Below are 24,078 nucleotides of genomic sequence, written 5' to 3'. Positions count from 1 at the left end.
AATCATCTTACGAGCAAATGTAGTTGGCCGAGGGGGCGCTAAAAAGCGATAGCGGTTCGTGCTTGGCAAATTTGTAGATGTTTCAGAAGAGCAGCCGTGTTGGCGGATATAGCAAACAAGGCAGCTGCTCCTTTGTATTTTCTCGTTTAAATGACGCTTTATCCGATTTCTTTTACGGTGTCATTTAGGGATAAATGTTGTGGTTTTTCTGATGACAAGCTGACGAGTAGATCAATTCTGCGTTTGATTTGGGTGAATATTTTACTATATGAGGCGCGCTTTTCCTCTTCGGTATCGCCGTGTGGGTCTTCGTAGCCCCATTGTGCGCTGATGGGGTGGCCTGGCCGTGTGGGGCAAGCTTCACCGTGGGCTTTATCGCAAACGGTAATGATAATGTCCATATGTGGCGCGTTGCTATGCTCAAACGCTTGCCAAAATTTTGAGTGCAGCTGGCTGGTTTCATAACCCATTTTTTGCAGTAATTCTATGGTGTAAGCATTAAAGCGGCCTTGGCCTAGAATGTTGAGCAGACAATAAAAAACGGCTCCTTAAGGAGCCGTTTTGGGGTTTAATCAACAATGAGCTTGTTGTTTTGTAGTAGGTTTTTGACGATATCTGCATCTGTTGCACCGGTTAAGTCAACGCCCTGCAAAATAATGGTTTGGTCTTCTTTACCGGCGCTGTAGCCAGTATTAAATTCCCCTGCGGTGCTGACGTGAATCACCGTGCTACCCCTGGTTTTTTCAACGTGCAGATAGTTGAGTAAGTTACCAATATCGTTGCTGCCATGCGTTTCACCAATCAGCAGGTCACGCATGTCGAGCTTATCGTTATTGCCCGCTGTAACATTTTGATTAAAGTCCATTACCACATCGGTAGCGGCTTTTACCACGTTGACATTGGCACCCACTCCAAACTCGTTGCCTGTGCCAGCGGCTGTAGCGCCTCGTGCAACGGCTTGGTCGCCTGGCATCCAGAGGAAGACATCATCACCGGCATCGCCTCTGAGGACATCGTTGCCCGAGCCGCCACGCAGTACATCGTTACCAAGCCCACCGCGTAAGGCATCGTTTTCGTTGCCGCCATCAAGGTAATCATTGCCGGTATGGCCATAGAGCAGATCCACACCTGATTGACCAAAGATGGCGTCATGCCCGCTCCCACCGTTCACCACGTCGGCCTTAGGATTGCTTACTCCTGCAGTGGCGCTAAACAGCTGAGTGCTGGAGTCTATTAAAGAGCCTAAATCCAGCGTCATTAGCTTCTGGCCCAGAATATCTGCAAACTTGTAGCCTGCAGAATCGCTGTCCCCAGCATAAATCACATCATCGCCGCGGCCTGATTCAACGTAATCGTTGCCGCCACCTGCATCAATGACCTGATCAATTGACTGGGTGTACTGGAAGCGCTGGCTAGGGTTTGGATTAGGTGCACCTGCAACAGAGCCGCCGCCCAATTGCAGATCAATCACCGTGCCTTCTGTTTTCTCATTCGTCCACAGATTGTTTGATTCACCAAACAGATCGCCAATCTGGTCATTAAATCTGGAGCCCATAATCACCACCGGATCGGTATGGCCCTGAATATTAATCGTGAGTGTGGCTGTAGATGTGCCGCCTTTACCATCAGATACGGTGTAGGTGAATTTTTCGCTTAAGGAGTCGCTGTCGTTAAGTGCATTTACACGCGGGTTGTTATTGTCCAGTGTGTAGCGATAGTTGCCGTCCAGATCGATCGTGAGCTGGCCAAATTGGCCGCTGATGGCTTTACCTACATTGGCGGCGATGTTGTTGATGGCCTGAACCACCAGCTTATCGCCATCTACATCGCTATCGTTGCTCAGCACATTACCGGTAATTGGGTTCGGTGTGCTGTCTTCGCGGATGCTTGCGCTATCGTCGCTGGTCGTAGGCGTATCGTTGGTATTGGCGACTTGAATCGATACAAAGGCGTTGTTGGTTGCTGTTTCACCCGTGCTGTTTTCTACGCTCACCGCTTGCAGGCCAACCTTGTATTCGCCAAAGAAGTTACGGGGCGGTCTGATTTGCAGATTGTTTAAATCCCAACCTTTTAGATTGAGAGCCGAACTATCGCTAGGCGCGTTATAGGTATGCACACCATCAAAAACGGTGCTGCCGGCTTTAAGCTCGGTGAGTGAAAGGCTTTGCAGGGTTTCAGAGTCATCGGTATCGCTGAGTTTTGCCGCCAAGCCAAACAGCTTGATAAAGCTGTCTTCCTGCCCGCTAATGCCTTGTGGGTAGTAGCCGCCATCGCCTGTAGCCACCATATTACTGTGCAAGCCGCCGGTGCTTTCTAGCTGAGCTAAATTGCTAAAGAGCGGGAAGTTGCTGGTATTAAAATCGATGGCTTTTGCGCCATTGACGCTTACATTTAGATCCATCGCACCTACGTTGGATGCGTTGTAAACGAGAAACTCAACGGTGTAGTAGCCTGATTTACTAGGGACAAATGGCGTAGCGGTAAATGTGCCATAGCCATCGTAAGGGCGATTCATTAGCTCTACGCCGCCAATTTTAAGTAGGGAAGTATCGTCAACATAGCCGCTGAACGTATAGTTTTTGCCTTCTTCTAAGAAAACTAAACCGCTGACTCTGTAGGCAGAATCAGTAGCGATGCCGCTTGGTGCAGATGCGCCATTATTTATATACACATCGGCTGAGCTCACCAGTGTGGTGCTGGTTGGCGTTTTGCCTTCAAGTGCTGTTTCGATCAGCGTTGGCGTTCTGGCCGTGGTGGTGTTTAGATTGTCATTTGTGTTGGGTGCGTAGTACTGCTGGATTAAACCATTGCCTTTTGGTGGTGTAACGGTGGTTGTGGTGCCATCAACTATGCTGATCCCACCAATCGAAATGACCGGCATATCGGCTACAGGCTTGATGTCTACCACCATGCTGACTTTGTCGCTGCTGGCGCTGCCATCATTCACTTGATAATCAAATTTCGCATAGTCCGATTTCTGATCACCAGTGCCAGCCGTGTTAAAGCTATTGTTCCCCGATTCATTAGCATCTGGCACAAAGGTCAGCTTACCCGCATCAATATCGGCCTTGCTGATGGTGAATTGGGCTGGGTTAGTAATGGTGAGCCCATTAAATTGCAATATTCCGTCCGCAGGAAGCGAGCTTAATTTGATCGAAAGGCTGCTTGCCGCTGTATCGCTATCGACGGCATTAAAGTCATTCCATTTAAAGGCGTAAACCGTATCTTCGGAGCCGGTTACCGCGCCACCCGTGCTGCTTGGTGCATCATTCGTGCCGATCACGGTGATGCTGACCTTGCCTGCCGTGCCATCCAAGCTCGTTACGGGTAGATCAAACTTAGCCTGCTCGCCTTCTTTCAGTGCTTGAACCGTAGTGCTGCTGTTGTCGATATCGAACTTCCAATCGCCATTGGTTTGCAGGGTGAAGGTACCGTAAGCGTTCTTCACGCTTTGTGGCGTGAAGCTGGCTTCGCTGGCGTCTTTGTCAGTAACAGTCAGATGGCCGCTTGCGGTGGTTTGCGCTGGTGTGTCTTCTTTGACGATACCTGCGCCGACATCACCTTGGCCTTGACCAATGATGGCCGCATCGTTGGTGCCGATGACAGTAATGCTCACTTTACCAGTGGTGCCATCCAAGCTCGTTACGGGTAGATCAAACTTGATCTGTTCGCCTTCTTTCAATGCTTGAACCGTGGTGCTGGTATTGTCGATATCGAACTTCCAATTACCATTGGCTTGCAGGGTGAATGTGCCGTAAGCGTTCTTCACGCTTTGTGGCGTGAAGCTGGCTTCACTGGCGTCTTTGTCAGTAACCGTCAGATGGCCGCTTGTGGTGGTTTGCGCTGGTGTGTCTTCTTTGACTGTACCTGCGCCGACATCACCTTGGCCTTGACCAATGATGGCCTTGTCATTCAGACCCTGCACATCGATGGTGATGGTGGTTTTGGTGCCGTCGCTCAGCGTTACGTCGAAGGATTCGGTTTTGGATTCGCCAGTTTTAAGGGCTTGAACATTGTCAGCGTCGTTATTGAGTATGTACGTCCACTTGCCATCGCTGCTCAGCGTCAACTTGCCGTAAGTGCCTGCGGCATCGGTTTGCGGCATAAAGGTCGCGCCACCGGTGGCAGTCAGCGTGCCTGTGCTGCTTTGAACAGTGTCTTCTTGTACTGCGCCGTGGCCGACGCTGGCGGATTCATTGCTTCCGTTGACCGTCACGGTAATCGTGCTTGTTGTGCCGTCTGCCGATTTAACGGTGAAGGTTTCAGTCTTTACATCGCCGTCTTTTAGCGCCTGAACGATAGGATCGTTATTGTTCAGCGCATAAGTCCACTTGCCATTTGCATCAATACTGAATTTGCCGTAAGTGCCAGCCGCATCAGTTTGTGCTTGGAAGCTAGATTGGCCTGCATCTTTGTCGTTAACGAGCAAGGTTCCGCTGGTCGTCAGCGTTGTATCTTCTTTGACAGAACCTGTGTCATCACCCAGCTTGCTTGGTGTGATGATGGCTGCATCATTGGTGCCGATAATTGTCACAACCACATTGGAAGTCGTGCCATCAGCAGACTTAACGGCAAAGGTTTCGGTCTCGGTTTCGCCTTCTTTTAACTCTTGAACATTGGTGGCTGAATTATTCAGCGCATAAGTCCACTTGCCATTTACATCAACACTGAACTTGCCGTAAGTGCCAGCCACATCAGCTTGTTCTTGGAAGCTGGATTGGCCTGCGTCTTTGTCGTTTACGAGCAAGGTTCCGCTGGTAGTCAGCGTTGTATCTTCTTTGACAGAACCCGTGTCATCACCCAGCTTGCTTGGGGTGATGATCGCTGCATCATTGGTGCCGACAATTGTCACAACCACATTGGAAGTCGTGCCATCCGCTGACTTCACCGCAAAGGTTTCAGTCTTGGTTTCACCTTCTTTCAACTCCTGAACATTGGTGGCTGAATTATTCAGTGCATAAATCCACTTGCCATTTGCATCAATACTGAATTTGCCGTAAGTGCCAGCCAGATCAGTTTGTGCTTGGAAGCTGGATTGACCGGCGTCTTTGTCGTTAACAAGCAAGGTTCCGCTGGTAGTCAGTGTTGTATCTTCTTTGACAGAGCCTGTGTCATCACCCAGCTTGCTTGGGGTGATGATCGCTGCATCATTGGTACCAACAATTGTCACAACCACGCTTGATGTGGTGCCATCGGCAGACTTCACCGCAAAGGTTTCAGTCTTGGTTTCGCCTTCTTTTAACTCTTGAATATTGGTGGCTGAATTATTCAGCGCATAAGTCCACTTGCCATTTACATCAATACTGAATTTGCCGTAAGTACCCGTCACATCAGTTTGTGCTTGGAAGCTAGATTGGCCTGCATCTTTGTCGTTAACGAGCAAAGTGCCACTAGTCGTCAGCGTTACGTCTTCCTTCACTTGGCCAGCGTCATCACCTGGTTTATTTGGCGTAATGATCGCTGTATCGTTCGTGCCTATGATCGTCACAACCACATTGGAAGTTGTGCCATCCGCTGACTTCACCGCAAAGGTTTCGGTCTTGGCTTCGCCTTCATTCAGTGCCTGAACGTTAGCCGCAGCGTTGTTTAGCGCATAAGTCCACTTGCCATTTACATCAATACTGAACTTGCCGTAAGTACCAGCCACATCAGTCTGCGCTTGGAAGCTGGATTGACCGGCGTCTTTGTCGTTAACGAGCAAAGTACCGCTGGTAGTCAGCGTTACGTCTTCCTTTGCTTGGCCAGCGTCATCACCTGGTTTATTTTGCGTGATGATCGCTGCATCATTGGTGCCAACAATTGTCACAACCACGCTTGAAGTCGTGCCATCAGCAGACTTAACGACGAAAGTTTCGGTCTTGGTTTCGCCCTCTGCCAGAGCCTGAACGTTAGCCGCAGCATTGTTCAGCACGTAAGTCCACTTGCCATCCGTACCGATGCTGAATTTACCGTAAGTACCGTCGGTGTCAGTCTGCGCTTGGAAGCTAGATTGGCCTGCATCTTTGTCGTTAACGAGCAAAGTGCCACTAGTCGTCAGCGTTACGTCTTCCTTCACTTGGCCAGCGTCATCACCTGGTTTATTTGGCGTAATGATCGCTGTATCGTTCGTGCCGACAATTGTCACAACCACATTGGAAGTCGTGCCATCAGCAGACTTAACGACGAAAGTTTCGGTCTTGGTTTCGCCTTCTTTTAACTCTTGAACATTGGATGCAGCATTGTTCAGCACGTAAGTCCACTTGCCATTTGCATCAATACTGAACTTGCCGTAAGTACCAGCCACATCAGTTTGTGCTTGGAAGCTAGATTGACCTGCGTCTTTGTCGTTAACGAGCAAAGTGCCACTAGTCGTCAGCGTTACGTCTTCCTTTACTTGGCCAGCATCGTCGCTCGGCTTGCTTGGGGTGATGATCGCTGCATCATTGGTGCCGACAATTGTCACAACCACATTGGAAGTTGTGCCATCAGCAGACTTAACGGCAAAGGTTTCGGTCTTGATTTCGCCCTCTGCCAGAGCCTGAACGTTAGCTGCTGCATTGTTCAGCGCATAAGTCCATTTGCCATTTACATCAATACTGAACTTGCCGTAAGTACCAGCCACATCAGTTTGTGCTTGGAAGCTAGATTGACCTGCGTCTTTGTCGTTAACGAGCAAAGTGCCACTAGTCGTCAGCGTTACGTCTTCCTTTACTTGGCCAGCATCGTCGCTCGGCTTGCTTGGGGTGATGATCGCTGCATCATTGGTGCCGACAATTGTCACAACCACATTGGAAGTTGTGCCATCAGCAGACTTAACGGCAAAGGTTTCGGTCTTGATTTCGCCCTCTGCCAGAGCCTGAACGTTAGCTGCTGCATTGTTCAGCGCATAAGTCCATTTGCCATTTACATCAATACTGAACTTGCCGTAAGTGCCAGCCAGATCAGTTTGTGCTTGGAAGCTGGATTGACCTGCGTCTTTGTCGTTAACGAGCAAAGTGCCACTAGTCGTCAGCGTTACGTCTTCCTTCACTTGGCCAGCGTCATCACCTGGTTTATTTGGCGTAATGATCGCTGTATCATTGGTGCCGACAATTGTCACAACCACATTGGAAGTCGTGCCATCAGCAGACTTAACGACGAAAGTTTCAGTCTTGGTTTCGCCTTCTTTTAACTCCTGAACATTGGTGGCTGAATTATTCAGCGCATAAGTCCACTTGCCATTTGCATCAATACTGAACTTGCCGTAAGTACCATCGGTGTCAGTCTGCGCTTGGAAGCTGGATTGACCGGCGTCCTTATCATTCACTAGCAAGGTTCCGCTGGTAGTCAGCGTTGTATCTTCTTTGACAGAGCCTGCGTCATCACCCGGTTGGCTCGGGGTGATCACAGCCTTGTCGTCTAGACCTTGCACGTCGATGGTGATGGTGGTTTTTGTGCCGTCGCTCAGCGTTACATCGAAGGATTCGGTTTTGGATTCGCCAGTTTTAAGGGCTTGAACATTGTCAGCGTCGTTATTGAGTATGTACGTCCACTTGCCATCACTGCCTACAGTTAACTTGCCGTAAGTTCCCGCCGTATTGGTTTGCGTCACAAAGGTCGCGCCGCCAGTGGCGGTGAGCGTGCCGCTGCTGCTTTGAACGGTGTCTTCTTGTACTGCGCCGTGGCCGACGCTGGCGGATTCATTGCTTCCGTTGACCGTCACGGTAATCGTGCTTGTTGTGCCGTCTGCTGATTTAACGGTGAAAGTTTCAGTCTTCACATCGCCGTCTTTTAGCGCCTGAACGATGGGATCGTTATTGTTCAGCGCATAAGTCCATTTGCCATCCGTACCGATGCTGAATTTACCGTAAGTACCAGCCAGATCAGTTTGTGCTTGGAAGCTGGATTGACCTGCGTCTTTGTCGTTTACGAGCAAGGTTCCGCTGGTAGTTAGAGTTACGTCTTCCTTCACTTGGCCAACGTCATCACCTGGTTTATTTGGTGTGATGATCGCTGCATCATTGGTGCCAACAATTGTCACAACCACGCTTGAAGTGGTGCCATCAGCAGACTTAACGGCAAAGGTTTCGGTCTTGGTTTCGCCTTCATCCAGTGCCTGAACATTGGTGGCTGAATTATTCAGCGCATAAATCCACTTGCCATTTGCATCAATACTGAACTTGCCGTAAGTACCATCGGTGTCAGTCTGCGCTTGGAAGCTGGATTGGCCGGTATCCTTGTCATTCACCAGCAAGGTTCCGCTGGTAGTTAGAGTTACGTCTTCCTTCACTTGGTCAGCGTCATCACCTGGTTTATTTGGCGTAATGATCGCTGTATCGTTCGTGCCTATGATCGTCACAACCACATTGGAAGTTGTGCCATCCGCTGACTTCACCGCAAAGGTTTCGGTCTTGGCTTCGCCTTCATTCAGTGCCTGAACGTTAGCCGCAGCGTTGTTTAGCGCATAAGTCCACTTGCCATTTGCATTAATGCTGAATTTACCGTAAGTGCCAGCCAGATCAGTCTGCGCTTGGAAGCTGGATTGGCCTGCATCTTTGTCGTTAACGAGTAAGGTTCCGCTGGTAGTTAGAGTTACGTCTTCCTTAACCTGGCCAGCATCGTCACCCAGTTTGCTAGGGGTGATCACGGCTGCATCGTTGGTACCGACAATTGTTACAACCACGCTTGATGTGGTGCCATCCGCAGACTTAACGATGAAAGTTTCAGTCTTGGTTTCGCTTTCTTTTAACTCTTGAACATTAGTGGCTGAATTATTCAGCGCATAAGTCCACTTGCCATCCGTGCCGATGCTGAATTTACCGTAAGTGCCAGCCAGATCAGTCTGCGCTTGGAAGCTGGATTGGCCGGTATCCTTGTCATTCACCAGCAAGGTTCCGCTGGTAGTCAGCGTTACGTCTTCCTTCACTTGGCCAGCGTCATCACCTGGTTTATTTGGCGTAATGATCGCTGCATCATTGGTGCCGACAATTGTCACAACCACGCTTGAAGTGGTGCCATCAGCAGACTTAACGGCAAAGGTTTCGGTCTTGGTTTCGCCTTCATTCAGTGCCTGAACGTTAGCCGCAGCGTTGTTTAGCGCATAAGTCCACTTGCCATTTGCATTAATGCTGAATTTACCGTAAGTACCAGCCAGATCAGTTTGTGCTTGGAAGCTGGATTGGCCGGTATCTTTGTCATTCACCAGCAAGGTTCCGCTGGTAGTCAGCGTTGTATCTTCTTTGACAGCGCCTGTGTCATCACCCAGCTTGCTTGGGGTGATGATGGCCTTGTCGTCTAGACCTTGAACATCGATGGTGATGGTGGTCTTTGTGCCATCACTTAGCACAACATCGAATGATTCGGTTTTTGTTTCGCCGGTTTTAAGGGCTTGCACATTATCCGCATCGTTGTTCAGCGTGTAAGTCCACTTGCCATCGCTGCCCAGTGTCAATTTGCCGTAAGTGCCTGCGGCATCGGTTTGCGGCACAAAGGTCGCGCCGCCGGTAGCAGTCAGCGTGCCAGTGCTGCTTTGAACGGTATCTTCTTGTACTGCGCCGTGGCCGACGGTGGCGGTTTCATTTGTGCCGTTTACGGTGACGGTAATCGTGCTTGTTGTGCCGTCTGCTGATTTAACGGTGAAGGTTTCAGTTTTTACTTCGCCGTCTTTCAGGGCTTGAACTATCGGGTCATTATTATTCAGCGCATAAGTCCACTTGCCATCCATGCCGATGCTGAATTTACCGTAAGTGCCAGCCACATCAGTTTGTGCTTGGAAGCTAGATTGGCCTGCATCTTTGTCGTTAACGAGCAAGGTTCCGCTGGTAGTCAGCGTTGTATCTTCTTTGACAGAGCCAGCATCGTCGCTCGGCTTGCTTGGGGTGATGATCGCTGCATCGTTGGTGCCGACAATTGTCACAACCACATTGGAAGTCGTGCCATCAGCAGACTTAACCACGAAAGTTTCGGTCTTGGTTTCGCCTTCTTTTAACTCTTGAACATTGGTGGATGAATTATTCAGCACGTAAGTCCACGTGCCATTTGCATCAATACTGAATTTACCGTAAGTACCATCGGTGCCAATCTGCGCTTGGAAGTTGGATTGACCTGCGTCTTTGTCGTTAACGAGCAAAGTGCCACTAGTCGTCAGCGTTACGTCTTCTTTCACTTGGCCAGCGTCATCACCTGGTTTATTTGGCGTAATGATCGCTGCATCGTTCGTGCCGAAAATTGTTACAACCACGCTTGATGTGGAGCCATCGGCAGACTTAACGGCAAAGGTTTCGGTCTTGATTTCGCCCTCTGCCAGAGCCTGAACGTTAGCTGCTGCATTGTTCAGCGCGTAAGTCCACTTGCCATCCGTGCCGATGCTGAATTTACCGTAAGTGCCATCGGCGTCAGTCTGCGCTTGGAAGCTGGATTGACCTGCGTCTTTGTCGTTAACGAGCAAAGTGCCGCTGGTAGTCGGCGTTACGTCTTCCTTCACTTGCCCAGCATCATCACCTGGTTTATTTGGGGTGATGATCGCTGCATCATTGGTACCGACAATTGTTACAACCACGCTTGATGTGGAGCCATCGGCAGACTTAACGGCAAAGGTTTCGGTCTTGATTTCGCCCTCTGCCAGAGCCTGAACGTTAGCTGCTGCATTGTTCAGCGCATAAGTCCATTTGCCATCCGTGCCGATGCTGAATTTACCGTAAGTGCCAGCCACATTAGTTTGTGCTTGGAAGCTAGATTGGCCTGCATCTTTGTCGTTAACGAGCAAAGTGCCGCTGGTAGTCAGCGTTACGTCTTCCTTCACTTGGCCAGCATCATCACCTGGTTTATTTGGGGTGATGATCGCAGCATCGTTGGTACCGACAATTGTTACAACCACGCTTGATGTGGAGCCATCGGCAGACTTAACGGCAAAGGTTTCGGTCTTGATTTCGCCCTCTGCCAGAGCCTGAACGTTAGCTGCAGCATTGTTCAGCGCATAAGTCCACTTGCCATTTTCATCAATGCTGAATTTACCGTAAGTGCCAGCCACATCAGTTTGTGCTTGGAAGCTAGATTGACCGGCGTCTTTGTCATTAACCAGCAGCGTGCCACTAGTCGTCAGCGTTACGTCTTCTTTCACTTGGCCAGCGTCATCACCTGGTTTATTTGGTGTGATGATCGCTGCATCATTGGTGCCGACAATTGTCACAACCACATTGGAAGTCGTGCCATCAGCAGACTTAACGGTAAAGGTTTCAGTCTTGGTTTCGCCTTCTTTTAACTCTTGAACATTGGATGCAGCATTGTTCAGCACGTAAGTCCACTTGCCATTTGCATCAATACTGAATTTACCGTAAGTACCCATCACATCCGTTTGTGCTTGGAAGCTGGATTGGCCTGCATCTTTGTCGTTAACGAGCAAGGTGCCGCTGGTAGTCAGCGTTACATCTTCTTTCACTTGGCCAGCGTCATCACCTGGTTTATTTGGCGTGATGATCGCTGCATCGTTTGTGCCTATGATCGCCACAACCACATTGGAAGTCGTGCCATCAGCAGACTTAACGGTGAAGGTTTCAGTCTTTACCTCGCCGTCTTTCAGGGCTTGAACATTGGATGCAGCATTGTTCAGCACGTAAATCCACTTGCCATCTGCATCAATACTGAACTTGCCGTAAGTACCATCGGTGTCAGTCTGCGCTTGGAAGCTGGATTGACCGGCGTCCTTATCATTTACTAGCAAGGTTCCGCTGGTAGTCAGAACGGTGTCTTCCTTCACTTGCCCAGCGTCATCACCTGGTTTGTTTGGCGTGATTTTAGCGGCGTCATCTTGGCCTTTGATTGTTACCACTACATCATGTGTTGTGCCATCGAGTGATTGCACGGTAAATGTCTTGTCAAAGCTGTCTTGGCTGGTGAGGGCTTGTACTTCTTTGGCGTTGTTATCCAGCGTAAACGACCACTTGCCGTCTTTATCTATTGCAAAGGTGCCGAATTCGTTTTGGATGAAGGCTGGTTGCATTTCAGACTGACCGGCATCTTTGTCTGACACATTCAGCTTGCCTTCTGCAATCAGCACGCCATCTTCTTGAACAATGCCAAGATCTGTGCCGCTGATATTGGTTGGGTCTTCAACTGGTGTGATGCCTACATCAATAGTAATAATGGCCGTGCCGCCTTTGCCATCGCCCACAGTTACCGTAAAGCTATCTTTGCCGTTGTAATCAGGAGCAGGGGTGTAAACGTAGCTGCCATCCGGCTTAACGGTGACCGTGCCGTGTGTTGGCTGATCTTTGGCTACAAAAGTCAGTGGATCGCCGTCTTTATCACTTGCGATTAGCTTGCCGGTGATTGGGGTGTCTTCTGGCGTAGTAACGCTCTGGTTGTTGCCTACTGGCGCGTCATTAACGGGGTCAACGGTGACATCCACAACGATGATGGCCGTGCCGCCTTTGCCATCGCCCACAGTTACCGTAAAGCTATCTTTGCCGTTGTAATCAGGGGCAGGGGTGTAAACGTAGCTGCCGTCAGGGTTGACGGTTACGCTGCCGTGTGTGGGTTGATCTTTAGGGGTGAAGGTGAGTGTATCGCCATCAGGATCTTTGGCGTTTACTTTGCCAGCAATAGGGGTGTCTTCTTTGGTACTGATTTGTACGGGGGTGCTCGTTGGATTGCCGTTGTTGTCAACTTGAGTAGGCAGATCATTCACGGGGGTAACGGTAACCGCAACCGTGGCGCTGCTGACAGCACCATTTGCATCGGTAATGGTGTAGGTGATTTGGTCGGGGCCGTTGTAGTTTGCGTTGGGTTTATACGTGATTGTGCCGTCAGTATTGATTACAACCGTGCCGTTGCTTGCGCTTGCGCTACTTACTGTGATGTTGTTGCCGCTGTCGTTACCTAGCACATTAATGCGGCTTTGGCCGTCTTCTTCTAAGGTAACTGCGTCATTAACGGCCAGAATGCCTTGCTCTGCAACGATGATTGCTTGAGTAGGGGGGGCATCGTTAGGTGTGGTTTCAAAGTTTGTGGCGAAATTAAAAGCGAGGGGGTTAACACCTTCGGCCACGCGCAAGAGTTGCACAAAGGAATGGCCTTCACCTTGCCCAGTGCCGCCCAATCCCGCTGCCGTGGCTTCTAATTCGGTGCTTAAGTCTTGCCCATTATTGATTGCAGTGGCAATTTTAGCGGTGGAGGCCGCTAAATCGTTAATCGCTGCGGTCGCGGCATCAAAGGTGGCGCTGCCCAGCATCTGTGCATCGATTTGCACTGTGCGTGTTGGGCCAATATCGATGAGCTGGCCATTTGGTATTTGTAATTGCACATACCCATCGGCATCAGTTACTAAGATTTGTGCTTCATTTAATTCTTGGCCCTTTTGGAGGGGAACAGTTTTTCCACTTGCATCACGCAAATATACCTTGCCATCGATTTGAACGATTGTTGCATGCGCTTGAGTGGTCTTGATCTGTTCGGCCATGAGGTATTAACCAGAGTTAAATGAGGATGACGCGGATTGTAAGCAGGTTTAGTAAATTCTAATACTGTACTGAAGTACAGGTAAGCTAGCGAGGCTGGGCGTAGATTGGGTTTAAGAGCTGAAGCGGGGTGATTGAAAGGGGGGTGAAAGGCGAGCTACTTAGCATTTAGCTTAGTTAGTATTGTCATCGCCTGTTAGGAAGTGATTTGGGTGTGTGGTGCAGGTTTTTGCAATTGCTAGCAGGGGGCATTATTTAATTACCAGCACTTGTATTAACTGCCTTTAAGCGTCGTTTGCGACTAAATCTTTAGAAATTTTAATGACCACTTTTTTAATTAATAGTGGCTCCTTCACCGCTCGGCATGGCTTATGCAGCTCACCTGGGTAAAAAATGGCAAACATCCCTAGTGTTAGCCTTAGCCTAGCAGCCTGTCGGACTTAGCATCAGTCAGCTGCAAAATCACCTGATCGGCCTATATTTCACCAGATTTTTGACCAATAACTCGTTATTGGCGCTGCAAATCCGGCAAAATCTGGTCTCGACCATGCGATTTTTCGCTTCGACCGTCTAAGTCCGACAGGCTGCTAGATTCGTGTTCAATGGGGGCGACAAAAGCAATATCTCTTTCAGCGAGCTGATCGTATTTTTTGCTGAGTGTATGATCGCTAATGGCATAGCCAATGAGCTCTTCGCCCTCTAATAAATATTGAATATCAATATAGCGGGAGTGAAATTCTGGCTTTCCGGCATCCCAGCCCTGAGTGATCGGGCTCTGAACGAGGGCAAACATCTGCTCGCCATCAATGGGGTAGCGGCCGACGGCCATGTGCGAAAAATCGGTGTTACGCAGGTAATGAAGTGCGGCTTCTATCGCAGGGGGGAGTGGCAGATTAGGAAGGTCTAAATGGTAGGGTCTGTTGACGTTTCATTCGCCATTGCGCTGAGCCGGAAAACGGCCAAGCACAAGGCGTGCGACGAAGGCAATAACGGGTTATTGTCGAGGAGCATCACGCAGTGAATGGCCATTTTCCGGCTCAGTCCTTCGGGTTTAGCCCACTTTTGGGGCGGAACGAAAGTTAAAAATCGCTGATAGTACTCGTGCCATGTCGCCATTTTCTCCTTGTTCAGCCCCAAAACTGGGCCAAACGCAGCCGTGAATGAAACGTCAACAGACCCCAGAAACATACTGATCTCAAATGTTTAATATCGCTACAGTATAGAGCTTGTGGGCTTTGGGTTCACTGCAATGGGGGGGATGGGTTGCCCCTTTATTGCTCGGGTGCGTGGTATTTTGTTGGGCACTGTAGCTGCGTGAATGTTTTACATTGGCAAATCTTGTGTATGTTGCATGTTTGGTGTCAGTATTGTGTTGGGTATGTGCTGCAAGAAAAATCCTTTTTACTCTAGAGCTTTGCGCTAAAAGCGAATTTATGGCATAAGGCAGCTTGCTGTTTGCTAATACCGGACTTTGGAAAATGAAAACCCCGAAAAGATTAGAACCTCTTGTTCAGAATGGACTTGTTGATGAAGTACTCCGCCAGCTGATGAGTGGCAAAGAAGCCGTGGTTTACGTAGTGCGCTGTGGCGACGATGTGCGCTGCGCCAAGGTTTATAAAGAAGCGAACCAGCGCAGCTTTAAGCAAAATGCCGCGTATCAAGAAGGCCGCAAGGTTCGAGGCTCACGCGATGCCCGTGCCATGGAAAAAGGCAGCCGCTATGGCCGCAAAATGGCCGAAGAAGTCTGGCAAACCGCCGAAGTAGATGCTTTGCACCGCTTAGCTGCTGCCGGCGTGCGCGTGCCTCAGCCATATAATTGCTTTGAAGGCGTGCTCTTGATGGAGCTGGTTACTGATGCCGCTGGCCATGCTGCACCACGCTTAAATGACGTTGTATTAAGCGCCGAGGTGGCACTGGCGTATCACGCGATGCTGATCAAGCAAGTGGTATTAATGCTGTGCGCGGGTGTGATTCATGGCGACTTATCTGAATACAATATTTTGGTTGATGCTGATGGTCCTGTGATTATTGACCTGCCCCAAGCGGTAGATGCGGCCGGTAATAATAGCGCTTTTAGTATGTTGGAACGTGATGTGGGTAATTTGGCCGCGTACTTCGGGCAATTTGCCCCTGAGTTACTGAATACGGATTACGCCTTTGAGATTTGGAGCCATTACGAGAAAGGCGAGTTGCATCCAGAAGTGGTGCTCACTGGCCGCGCAAGACGCAGCGAGAAAAAAGCGGATGTACGTGGCTTAATGCGTGAAATCGATAGCGTAAAAGAAGAAGAGCTCAGCCGTCGCCGCTTTCAAATGGAAGAAGATTAATCTTGAACACCTTGCTTTTGAATACTCGCCCTGCGGTTCCATCTGATATTGCAGAGTGCATTGTCATTAGAGGCAAAACGCGAGAAAACGCGATTTCTAAAACCCGTTTAGCCGAGCTTGGTATTACCGAGGCTTCATGGGCGGCTCAAGTCGAATCGGGCGAGCTGTTAGGTTACGTTTATCACGTTGGTGGGCAAATGGCGGCGTATTGCTTTGGCTCAGTGAGTACTGGCGAAATTGTGGTTTTAGCGCTGTTGCCAGAGCATGAGAACCAAGGCATAGGCAAAACGCTGTTGCAAAATGTGATGTCAGATTTGAAATCATTAGGCCACGGTCGGCTTTTTCTTGGCTGTGCGGCTGATCCCAAGGTGAGGTCCTTTGGCTTTTACAGGCATCTGGGCTGGCGCGCCACGGGGCAGCGTGATAGGTATGGTGATGAAGTGCTTGAGTATGTTTTTGTAGCGAGCGCTCAGGCCTGATTACTTAATCTGGTGTTTATATCTTTAGGGCGGGCGGAGCGGAGCTCTTATCGCTGCTTGCCCGCATCTTGTTGTAAAATCCCCTATGCCACTTCATCTAGTTATTCCTTATGCCGACTGGCCCGATGCGGATCAGTGCCGGTTTATTACTACGGGCTTAGAGCTACCTGCGCTGGCCATGTTATGTGGGCGTGGCCAGCGGTTGCCTTCCCAAAAGCAAAGCGTTGAAGAATGGCTGGCTGGCTTGGTTGGCCTACCGTCGTTGCCCGCTGCTGCTTTAAGCCTTGGCCTAGATCATCCCACCGCTAGCCCCGGCTTTTGGCTGCGCGCTGATCCCGTGCATCTTAAGATTGAGCGAGATGGTCTGCTGCTGTTTGATGCGCACCAGTTTCGGCTAGGCCAGGCTGAGGCCGATTCCTTGGTGGCGGGGCTTAATAGTGTGTTTGGAGAAGACGGCATCTTATTTGTGGCGGCCACGCCGACACGCTGGTATTTGCGCTTGCCGCTAGACCCAAAGCTAACCTGGACCCCACTAGATGCTGCGATTGGCCGCGATATTGATACCTTGCTACCCAAGGGGGTTGATGCGTTGAAATGGCATCGCCTGCTCAATGAAATTCAGATGTACCTTTATACCCATAGCGTGAACGAATACCGCGAGCAATCGCAAACCATTAACAGCCTGTGGCTTTGGGGTGGATCGGCATATCCAATCGTGGAAACGCCGGTATTGCCTGCTATTAACGTGTATAGCAATGAGCAGATGTTGGCGGGCTTGATGCATTTGGGGGGCGAGAGCGTACAGCGCCTGCCGCCAAGTGCAGAGTCTATGCCGGTGGGAGATGGGCTGGTGATGCTCGATCAGCTGCGCCTTGGCGCATGCTACGGCAATGCTTATGACTGGCGCGAGGGCTGGCTAAGCTTAGAAAAAGACTGGTTTGCGCCGCTACTGGCTGATTTAAAATCTGGTAAAAGAAGCTCGCTGGCGATGACTTTTCCAGATCTTGGCCTCGCCTTACAGATTGATCGCTCCTTACGCTGGAAAATCTGGCAAAAGCCGAAATTCCCTTGGGCATTCATGTAGGGTGATGTGCCCACGCGTGCAAGAGACTTATCGCGGCTTGTGCAAGTGGCATATCTCTATGCGTAGCAAAGTTAGAGATTTCCGCGTGGGCGCACCCCCTACAACTGTCTTACTCGGTGGCGACAGAACTTTTAGCCCCATTGCACTTTTTCATTGAGCCAAAATGACCACCATCTCTCCCCGCATCGTCCCTTCCGCTGCCGAATCTCTTCTTTGCCAGCAGGGCTACACGGCGCTTGAAGCGCGTTTATATGCAGCGCGTGGTATTCATAGCCGCAGCGAGCTGGAGCACGAGCTAGCGCATCTTTTACCCTTTCATGGTTTAAAAAACATCACCGAGGCAGGTAAGCGCCTTGCCGATGCGATAGCCGCCAAAGAGCGGATTCTGATCGTGGCCGATTACGATGCCGATGGCGCAACGGCGTGCGCGGTGGGGATGCGGGGCCTTGCCATGCTGGGCGCTGTGGTCGATTTTGTGGTGCCGAACCGTTTTGAATATGGCTACGGCCTTACGCCAGAAATTGTTGAACTGGCAGCGCAAAAATCGCCTGATTTAATTGTAACGGTAGATAACGGTATCGCCAGCGTGGCCGGTGTGGCGGCGGCGCAAGCGCGTGGCATTGATGTGCTGATTACTGATCACCACTTGCCTGGGGACGAGCTGCCCGCCACGCTGATCGTGAATCCTAATCAACCGGGCTGCACTTTTGCCAGTAAGAATCTGGCCGGTGTAGGGGTGATGTTTTATGTGCTGATGGCGCTGCGGGCCGAGCTGCGCGAGCGGCAAGTTTTTGCAGGGATCAAAGAGCCTAATTTGGCGACGCTGCTGGATTTAGTAGCGCTGGGCACGGTAGCCGATGTGGTGAGGCTGGATGGCAATAATCGCATCTTGGTGGAGCAAGGCTTAAAGCGCATGAGGGCAGGGCGGGCCAGTGCCGGTGTGCTGGCTTTATTTGCCGCCGCAGGGCGTTTCCCTTTTAAGGCATCGTGCTTTGATCTGGGCTTTACGCTGGGGCCACGGCTCAATGCCGCAGGCCGCTTGGACGATATGAGCTTAGGCATCGCTTGTCTTCTGGCCGATTCAGAAGCCGCCGCTACGCCGCTTGCTAAAGAGCTGGATGGTATGAACCGCGAGCGGCGTGAGATTGAAGTGGGCATGCGTGCCGAGGCGGAAGCCATTTTGGCAGGCATCGCTGTGACAGACGCTTACAGCATCAGCCTTTATCAGGGCGATTGGCATCAGGGCGTGGTGGGGATTATTGCCTCCAGAATGAAAGATCGCTTTCACCGCCCAACCATCGTGTTTGCTGATGGCAACGATGATGAAATCAAAGGCTCGGGCCGCTCTATCCCTGGTTTGCATCTACGCGATGCGCTGGATTTGGTCTCCAAACGTCACCCTGATTTAATCCTGAAATTTGGCGGCCACGCAATGGCTGCGGGTTTAAGCCTGCGTCAAGCTGACTTTGCGCGTTTTAAAACCGCGTTCGAGGTCGTGTGCCATGAGTTGATGGATGCCGACACGCTGGAGCGAAAAATTGAAACCGATGGCGAGCTGGCCACCGAATCTTTTGCGCTAGACGTGGCTGAAACGCTGGACAAACAAGTCTGGGGACAAGGCTTCCCCGCGCCGATGTTTCAGGGCGAATTCACCGTGGTTGAGCAGCGTTTGGTGGGCGAGCGGCACTTAAAGCTCAAACTCGCCAATCCGCACGGCTTAGTGCTGGATGCCATGCGTTTTGGCCATGCCGACCCGCTGCCGTCCAAAATCATGGCCGTGTATCGCATCGGCGTAAACGAATTTCGCGGCAACCGCGTGGTGCAGCTGCAAATTGAACATGTGAGTGAGTAATGGTTTGTCGTTGAGGTGCTAGTGTAAGGTGGGCAAGCCTTCATGCCCAATCCCCCTTTTTGATCCGCCAATGATTCCCTGCTGAGCAATCGTCTGTTTGCTATGGTAAAGAGGGGGCGCAGCTTTGCGCTAGGGCGTGTTTGGGTGGGAATAAGGGGCTGGCTGAATGAAACCAACTTTGCGGTATTTATGGTTGTTGGTCTTGATCGGTTTAACGGCCTGTGGAGGGGGAGGGGGCGGCTCTGCAGAGAGTGTTTCGCCAACGCCCGTTTCGCCAGTCGTGACGGTGACGCCTATCCCCACTGTTTTACCCACCGCCATTCCTACCGCAGCGCCTCAGCCCAGTGCTGTCCCTACCTTTTTACCCAGCTCCAGCCCTAGCCCCACGCTAACCCCTACTTTGGCCCCTATCCCCACTTCGCAGCCCAGCCCCGTTCCTACGCCTGCGCCCGTTACGGCGGCCAATGCGGGCCTATTAATCAGCGAAGTGTCTAGCAATGATTGGACCAACGCCGGTGCGTGGCTAGAAATTCATAATCCAAGCGCCAGTGTGGTGTCACTTAGTGGTGTAAGCCTGCGCACCCGCTCTGGCCTGCGCTCATCGCCATTTACCGTTTCCACATCGCCAGTCAACTTTAGCCTGCCTGCCGTTACGCTAGCAGCGGGCGGCTATTTTGTGCTGATTGCCAAAATCGACGATAGCGTGAGCGATAATAGCCAAGTGGCCTATATCAAAAATGGCGAAGCCGTGCCTTTTTGGGATGCCAATGGCGCTGTGGAGCTGACTTTTGCTGGGGCCACTTTAGATTTTGTGCGCTTTGGCAACAGCAGCCATGCACCCTTAAGCAGTAGCACATGGGCAGGAGCCAATGTGGCCTCCATGCCCGCCACCGCACAAGATTATGGTAAATCGCTAGTCAGGCCGCTTCCGCTGCAAGCCAATAGCCATAGCGCGGCAGACTGGCTGCAGGTTGCCTTTGCCACGCCCGGCGGCAGAAACGATGTGCCCGCCACGGCGGTCGATAGTGATAACGATGGCATCCCCGATAGTGCAGAAGTTGCGGGCGGCACATTTGGCGGCCTAGATTTGTTCGCGATGGGGGCGAGAGCCAATCAGCGCGATATCTTTGTGCAAGTCGATCATATGGTTTCTAGCGATGCAGGCATTACCCCGCGTAAAGAAGCATTGCAAAAAGTAGCCGATGTTTTTGCCGCCAGAGGCTTTAGCATTCATTTTGATACCGGCAGCCTGTATGCCGCCAGCTTTAACCCCGCCTTATTTAACCTAGGTGGCGGCTTGGCAGGCGGAGCAAATGCGCTGAGCTATGCCAAATGTTTAAGTTTAGATAGCCAAGCAGGCTGCGCTTCTTTATATAGCTATAAATCTGCGAGCTTAGATATTCGGCGTAAAACCATCTTTCATTATCTGATTATGGCCAATTCGCAAGAATTAGACGGCTCGGCAGGCTCATCTGGCATTGCTGAAGTGAATGGCAATGATTCAATGGTGACATTGGGTAGTTGGGGGTTATCAACTGGCTCAGGCAGTAATATTAATTTATTGCTTAATTATCAGGCCAGCACAATTATGCATGAATTGGGTCACAATTTTGGCTTAGAGCATGGCGGTAATGAAGCTAATAATTACAAACCTAATTACTACAGCGTCATGAATTACCTCTACCAATTACCGGGCCTAGGCTCTGATCCTAAAACAAACAGCGCAGTGCAGCGCTATTATTTAAATAATAACGCGCTAGGTTTTAGCTGGGGAAACATTTGCAATATTGACGCCAGCCCCTGTGGTACAGATTATAGAATGGATTACTCCGATGGCAGCGGCATCAGTTTAAATGAAAATAGCCTACTTGAATCCGCCATCATTGGTCGTGGAAATAATGGCGGGTTTTATGCCGATTGGAATACCAATGGCACACAAAATGCTAGTGCCTATTCAAGAGATATTAATCAAGATTCTAGTTTTTCAGTATTAAGCGATTATAACGATTGGGGGAACCTCAATATCGCCTTTGCACGGCAGAGCACGGGCAATAGCGGTGCCAGCTTATTATCTAGGCGTGTATTGATCCCCCTGCGAGTGCTTAGCCAAGACAGGCAAACCGCAGCAATTGAGCAGCGCCCTGCTTTAGAATTGATTCGAATGATGAATAGTCTTAAACCGAGGGCTAAGTAATCGGCGGGCTGGGTATTTGCTTTCAATTGTGTAAGTTATTTAATGGTGTGATTGAAGCGAAGTGCATATATAAAAATGACAATAAGATATTTATTAGTATTGTTCGGGTTTTGCATTACTTATAATTACATACTAATTTCAAATTTATTGATTTTATTCTTTGCTTTTGTTTGTTTTAAATTGACCATTTTATTTTAAATACTTACTATTTGCTTTTGAAATGCATATAGTGAAGTAAAGATGAAATATCAAGTTGTCGGCGAATTACTTACAAAGTACCGGCAAATTTTTGCTGCAGCGTGGCAAATCCGCAAGCAGCAAGATCTACCCCCTAAAAGCGCTGACGAGCTTGCCTTTTTACCCGCAGCGCTAGAGCTGCAAGAAAATCCCCCTCACCCCGCCGCCCGCATCACCCTTTGGGCCTTGCTCGCTTTCATTCTGATTGCGCTTGCATGGGCCTGCCTTGGCAAGATTGATATTGTGGCCGTGGCACCCGGCAGGTTGATTGTTTCTGATCGCAGTAAAACCATTCAGCCCTTAGAGGCAGGGGTGGTGAAATCCATTCATGTGCAAGACGGGCAAATGGTACAGGCGGGGCAGCTGTTGATCGAGCTGGATGCCACCGTTTCTGGCGCAGAAAACACCAAGCAGCAAACCAATCTGCACGATGCAGAATTAAACGCGCTGCGCGCCAAAGCCTTGCTTGCCGCTTTAGAGAGTGGGCAATTGCCTGTATACAGCCATGTATATTGTGTTCTTGATAATTATCTAGTTGGTGTTACATGATTTTTTTATATAAAAACCGTTACGATATTAAGTTGATTTTAATTGATTTAATTATGGTCTCTTTTTTTATTTTTTTCCCAAATGTAATTGTTATTTTATTTAGCAAGGTGTTTGGTTATCTAAGTGGGCCAGTATGTGATGTTGGATTGATAATGTTTATATATTTTATTTTTGTGTTTTTGTTTTTTACTTTTGTAAATATATTTAGGATGAAAAACCATCAATCTAGTTGCAGTATTATGGATCTTGTATTTGTTGCTGTTTTTATTTTTGCTGCAGCAAATGAAACATGGTTTGCTAGTAAATACTTAAATATTTCTTGTCATTCGTATGTGGAATCATTGCGTTTGATGGCGTTGAATATAAATGCAAAATCTACTTTGTTTGTAATTTGGTCTTACTCTTGCTCTTGGATTTCTGCTTCATTTTTTTTAATTTTATTAAGGTGGCGTTATGTGTAGTTATTCTATAATTTTTGACTGGCTTGTTAAAGCGAACCTAAATGAATAAAGAAATAACTGGGGTCAGATTTAACTGTACTCTGACCCCAGTTATTTTAAGCGTGTTAGGCTTTGCAAGCTTAGTCACAAACTACATAATCCAACGTACGTGCTCAGAACTTTGCAAGAGGATCTATTGCTATGGTTAATTTTTCGTTTTATTGTAAAAAGTACTTTGAAGTGACGTTGTTTTTTCTAGTTTTTTTCTTTTGGTTTTTTACAATTTTATTAGGAAATAATGATTTTTTCTCTTTTCTATCACGATTAATTGATTCGAAAAAATGTGGATTTGGTTTTAGATATGACTATGCTAGTGCCTCGTCTTTATGGGTGTCATTTGTAGGGTTTATTCTATGTTTTGTTTTTTATTTTAGACATCGAAGTGGATGGATAAAAACTATTGGTTTTTATGAAAGATCTAGAGGTCAGCTAGGATACTTTTTCGGCTCAAGTTGTATATTCACTATTTTATTTTCATATAGCATTATTTCTCAGTGGCTTGGGGCTTGCTATGTCGGAAAACTTGGTGTTGGACTAGTTGATCAACTGCATTCTGTACTTGCGGTTTTAGCTTTTGTGTGTTTTTTATTTTCTTTACTTTTAGTGTTGTTGGCTATGAGTGAACGCCTAAATGAAATGGAGAGTAGTGATAATGAGTAATTTAAACAATAGCAACCAAAATAAAGAAGTCGCAGGTAAATCTGAGGTTATATCTGCGGTAGACTCATACGAATAACTGAGGTCAGAACAAAATTAAATCTTACTATGCTTAATGCTCTTAGAGCCAAAGAAAGCGGATTTAACTGTACTCTGACCCCAGTTATTCTCTGACCCCAGTTATTTTTTAGGGAGAGATGATTTTATAAGAATATTCTTGGTGACTTATTTAATAAAAAATAAATTAAAAAATAATGGATCAGAATTTTATTTATTTTTTAAGGAGGCTGTATGAGTGGGCTTATTGTTTTTCCTATTCTTTTTGTTTGGATTTATATCTCCGTACGGCTGAGCCTGTTAATTACCCATTGGCTGCCAGATGTATGGTGGCGAGGTGTTATTTCAACTGTATTGTTTTTTGTATTATTACCTATGCCACTAATGGATGAAATAATTGCAAAAAAACAATTTGAAAAGCTTTGTAAAGAGAATGAATCAACTTATTTTGATAAAGAAGCGGTTGGAAAAACGGTGTATTTAGATTCTAAGCCAGAGATTAAAGTTCAAGGCACCGCAGTGCCTATTGCGTTACACCCGTGGCGATTTATAGATGCAAGCACAAAAGAGCTGCTTGTTAGTTACAACACTTTGCGTGCAGATGGGGGATTTTACTACGGGTGCTGGGTGTTCCTCCTAGTGATGGGCCAGTGACATTTAAATCAACATGTAGACCTAAAGAGCACGCATCTTCAATTGAAGCATTTAAAGAATTAGGCATTAATTTAAT

At 48.8% G+C, this 24,078-nt stretch carries 12 protein-coding genes and 1 pseudogene; 9 read left to right on the top strand and 4 right to left on the bottom strand.

Features of this window, described 5'->3' with window-relative positions; translation table 11 throughout:
• Positions 1-158: 158 nt before the first annotated feature.
• The 4 genes and pseudogenes from C1H71_RS01660 to C1H71_RS01645 form a co-directional block, all read right to left on the bottom strand.
• Positions 159-521: an arsenate reductase/protein-tyrosine-phosphatase family protein gene (locus C1H71_RS01660; protein ID WP_262488479.1), complete on the bottom strand. Its 363-nt coding sequence runs from the start codon at positions 519-521 to the stop codon at positions 159-161.
• A gap of 47 nt (positions 522-568) precedes the next feature.
• Positions 569-13,414 carry a VCBS domain-containing protein gene (locus tag C1H71_RS01655; protein WP_130105021.1) on the bottom strand — a complete coding sequence of 4,282 codons (12,846 nt, stop codon included), beginning with the start codon at positions 13,412-13,414 and terminating at the stop codon, positions 569-571.
• A gap of 282 nt (positions 13,415-13,696) precedes the next feature.
• Positions 13,697-13,831 (bottom strand): annotated as a pseudogene (locus tag C1H71_RS21855) (YhcH/YjgK/YiaL family protein); the annotation flags it as partial.
• An 89-nt stretch (positions 13,832-13,920) separates the two neighbouring features.
• Positions 13,921-14,304 (bottom strand): YhcH/YjgK/YiaL family protein, encoded by a 384-nt coding sequence (locus C1H71_RS01645; RefSeq protein ID WP_130105019.1) that lies wholly within the window; start codon positions 14,302-14,304, stop codon positions 13,921-13,923.
• Positions 14,305-14,890: 586 nt separating this feature from the next.
• On the opposite strand from C1H71_RS01645, the gene C1H71_RS01640 reads away from it, so the two are divergent.
• From C1H71_RS01640 to C1H71_RS01600, 9 genes are all read left to right on the top strand, one after another.
• Positions 14,891-15,739, top strand: a complete 849-nt coding sequence (locus tag C1H71_RS01640) for a PA4780 family RIO1-like protein kinase (protein WP_130105018.1) — start codon at positions 14,891-14,893, stop codon at positions 15,737-15,739.
• A gap of 2 nt (positions 15,740-15,741) precedes the next feature.
• On the top strand, positions 15,742-16,218 hold the full coding sequence (locus C1H71_RS01635) for a GNAT family N-acetyltransferase (protein WP_262488368.1): 477 nt from the start codon (positions 15,742-15,744) through the stop codon (positions 16,216-16,218).
• Positions 16,219-16,303: 85 nt separating this feature from the next.
• A complete protein-coding gene (locus tag C1H71_RS01630; protein WP_130105017.1) occupies positions 16,304-17,302 on the top strand; it encodes a hypothetical protein in 999 nt (332 codons plus the stop codon).
• A 163-nt stretch (positions 17,303-17,465) separates the two neighbouring features.
• Positions 17,466-19,154 (top strand): single-stranded-DNA-specific exonuclease RecJ, encoded by a 1,689-nt coding sequence (gene recJ, locus C1H71_RS01625; RefSeq protein WP_130105016.1) that lies wholly within the window; start codon positions 17,466-17,468, stop codon positions 19,152-19,154.
• A gap of 166 nt (positions 19,155-19,320) precedes the next feature.
• Complete coding sequence (locus C1H71_RS01620) at positions 19,321-21,348, top strand: lamin tail domain-containing protein (protein ID WP_130105015.1); 2,028 nt, start codon at positions 19,321-19,323, stop codon at positions 21,346-21,348.
• A 240-nt stretch (positions 21,349-21,588) separates the two neighbouring features.
• Positions 21,589-22,134 carry a biotin/lipoyl-binding protein gene (locus tag C1H71_RS01615; protein WP_130105014.1) on the top strand — a complete coding sequence of 182 codons (546 nt, stop codon included), beginning with the start codon at positions 21,589-21,591 and terminating at the stop codon, positions 22,132-22,134.
• Positions 22,131-22,595: a hypothetical protein gene (locus C1H71_RS01610; protein WP_130105013.1), complete on the top strand. Its 465-nt coding sequence runs from the start codon at positions 22,131-22,133 to the stop codon at positions 22,593-22,595. Before C1H71_RS01615 ends, C1H71_RS01610 begins: the two co-directional genes overlap by 4 nt.
• A 180-nt stretch (positions 22,596-22,775) precedes the next feature.
• Entirely contained in the window at positions 22,776-23,294 is a 519-nt protein-coding gene (locus C1H71_RS01605) for a hypothetical protein (RefSeq protein WP_130105012.1), read from the top strand.
• 288 nt (positions 23,295-23,582) lie between these two features.
• Positions 23,583-24,002, top strand: a complete 420-nt coding sequence (locus C1H71_RS01600) for a hypothetical protein (protein WP_130105011.1) — start codon at positions 23,583-23,585, stop codon at positions 24,000-24,002.
• The last annotated feature ends 76 nt before the right edge of the window (positions 24,003-24,078 follow it).

The sequence above is a fragment of the Iodobacter fluviatilis genome (genome assembly GCF_004194535.1).
GTDB lineage: Bacteria > Pseudomonadota > Gammaproteobacteria > Burkholderiales > Chitinibacteraceae > Iodobacter > Iodobacter fluviatilis_A.
Note: the sequence above shows the minus strand (reverse complement) of the source record. Positions and strands in the feature narration are given on the sequence as shown.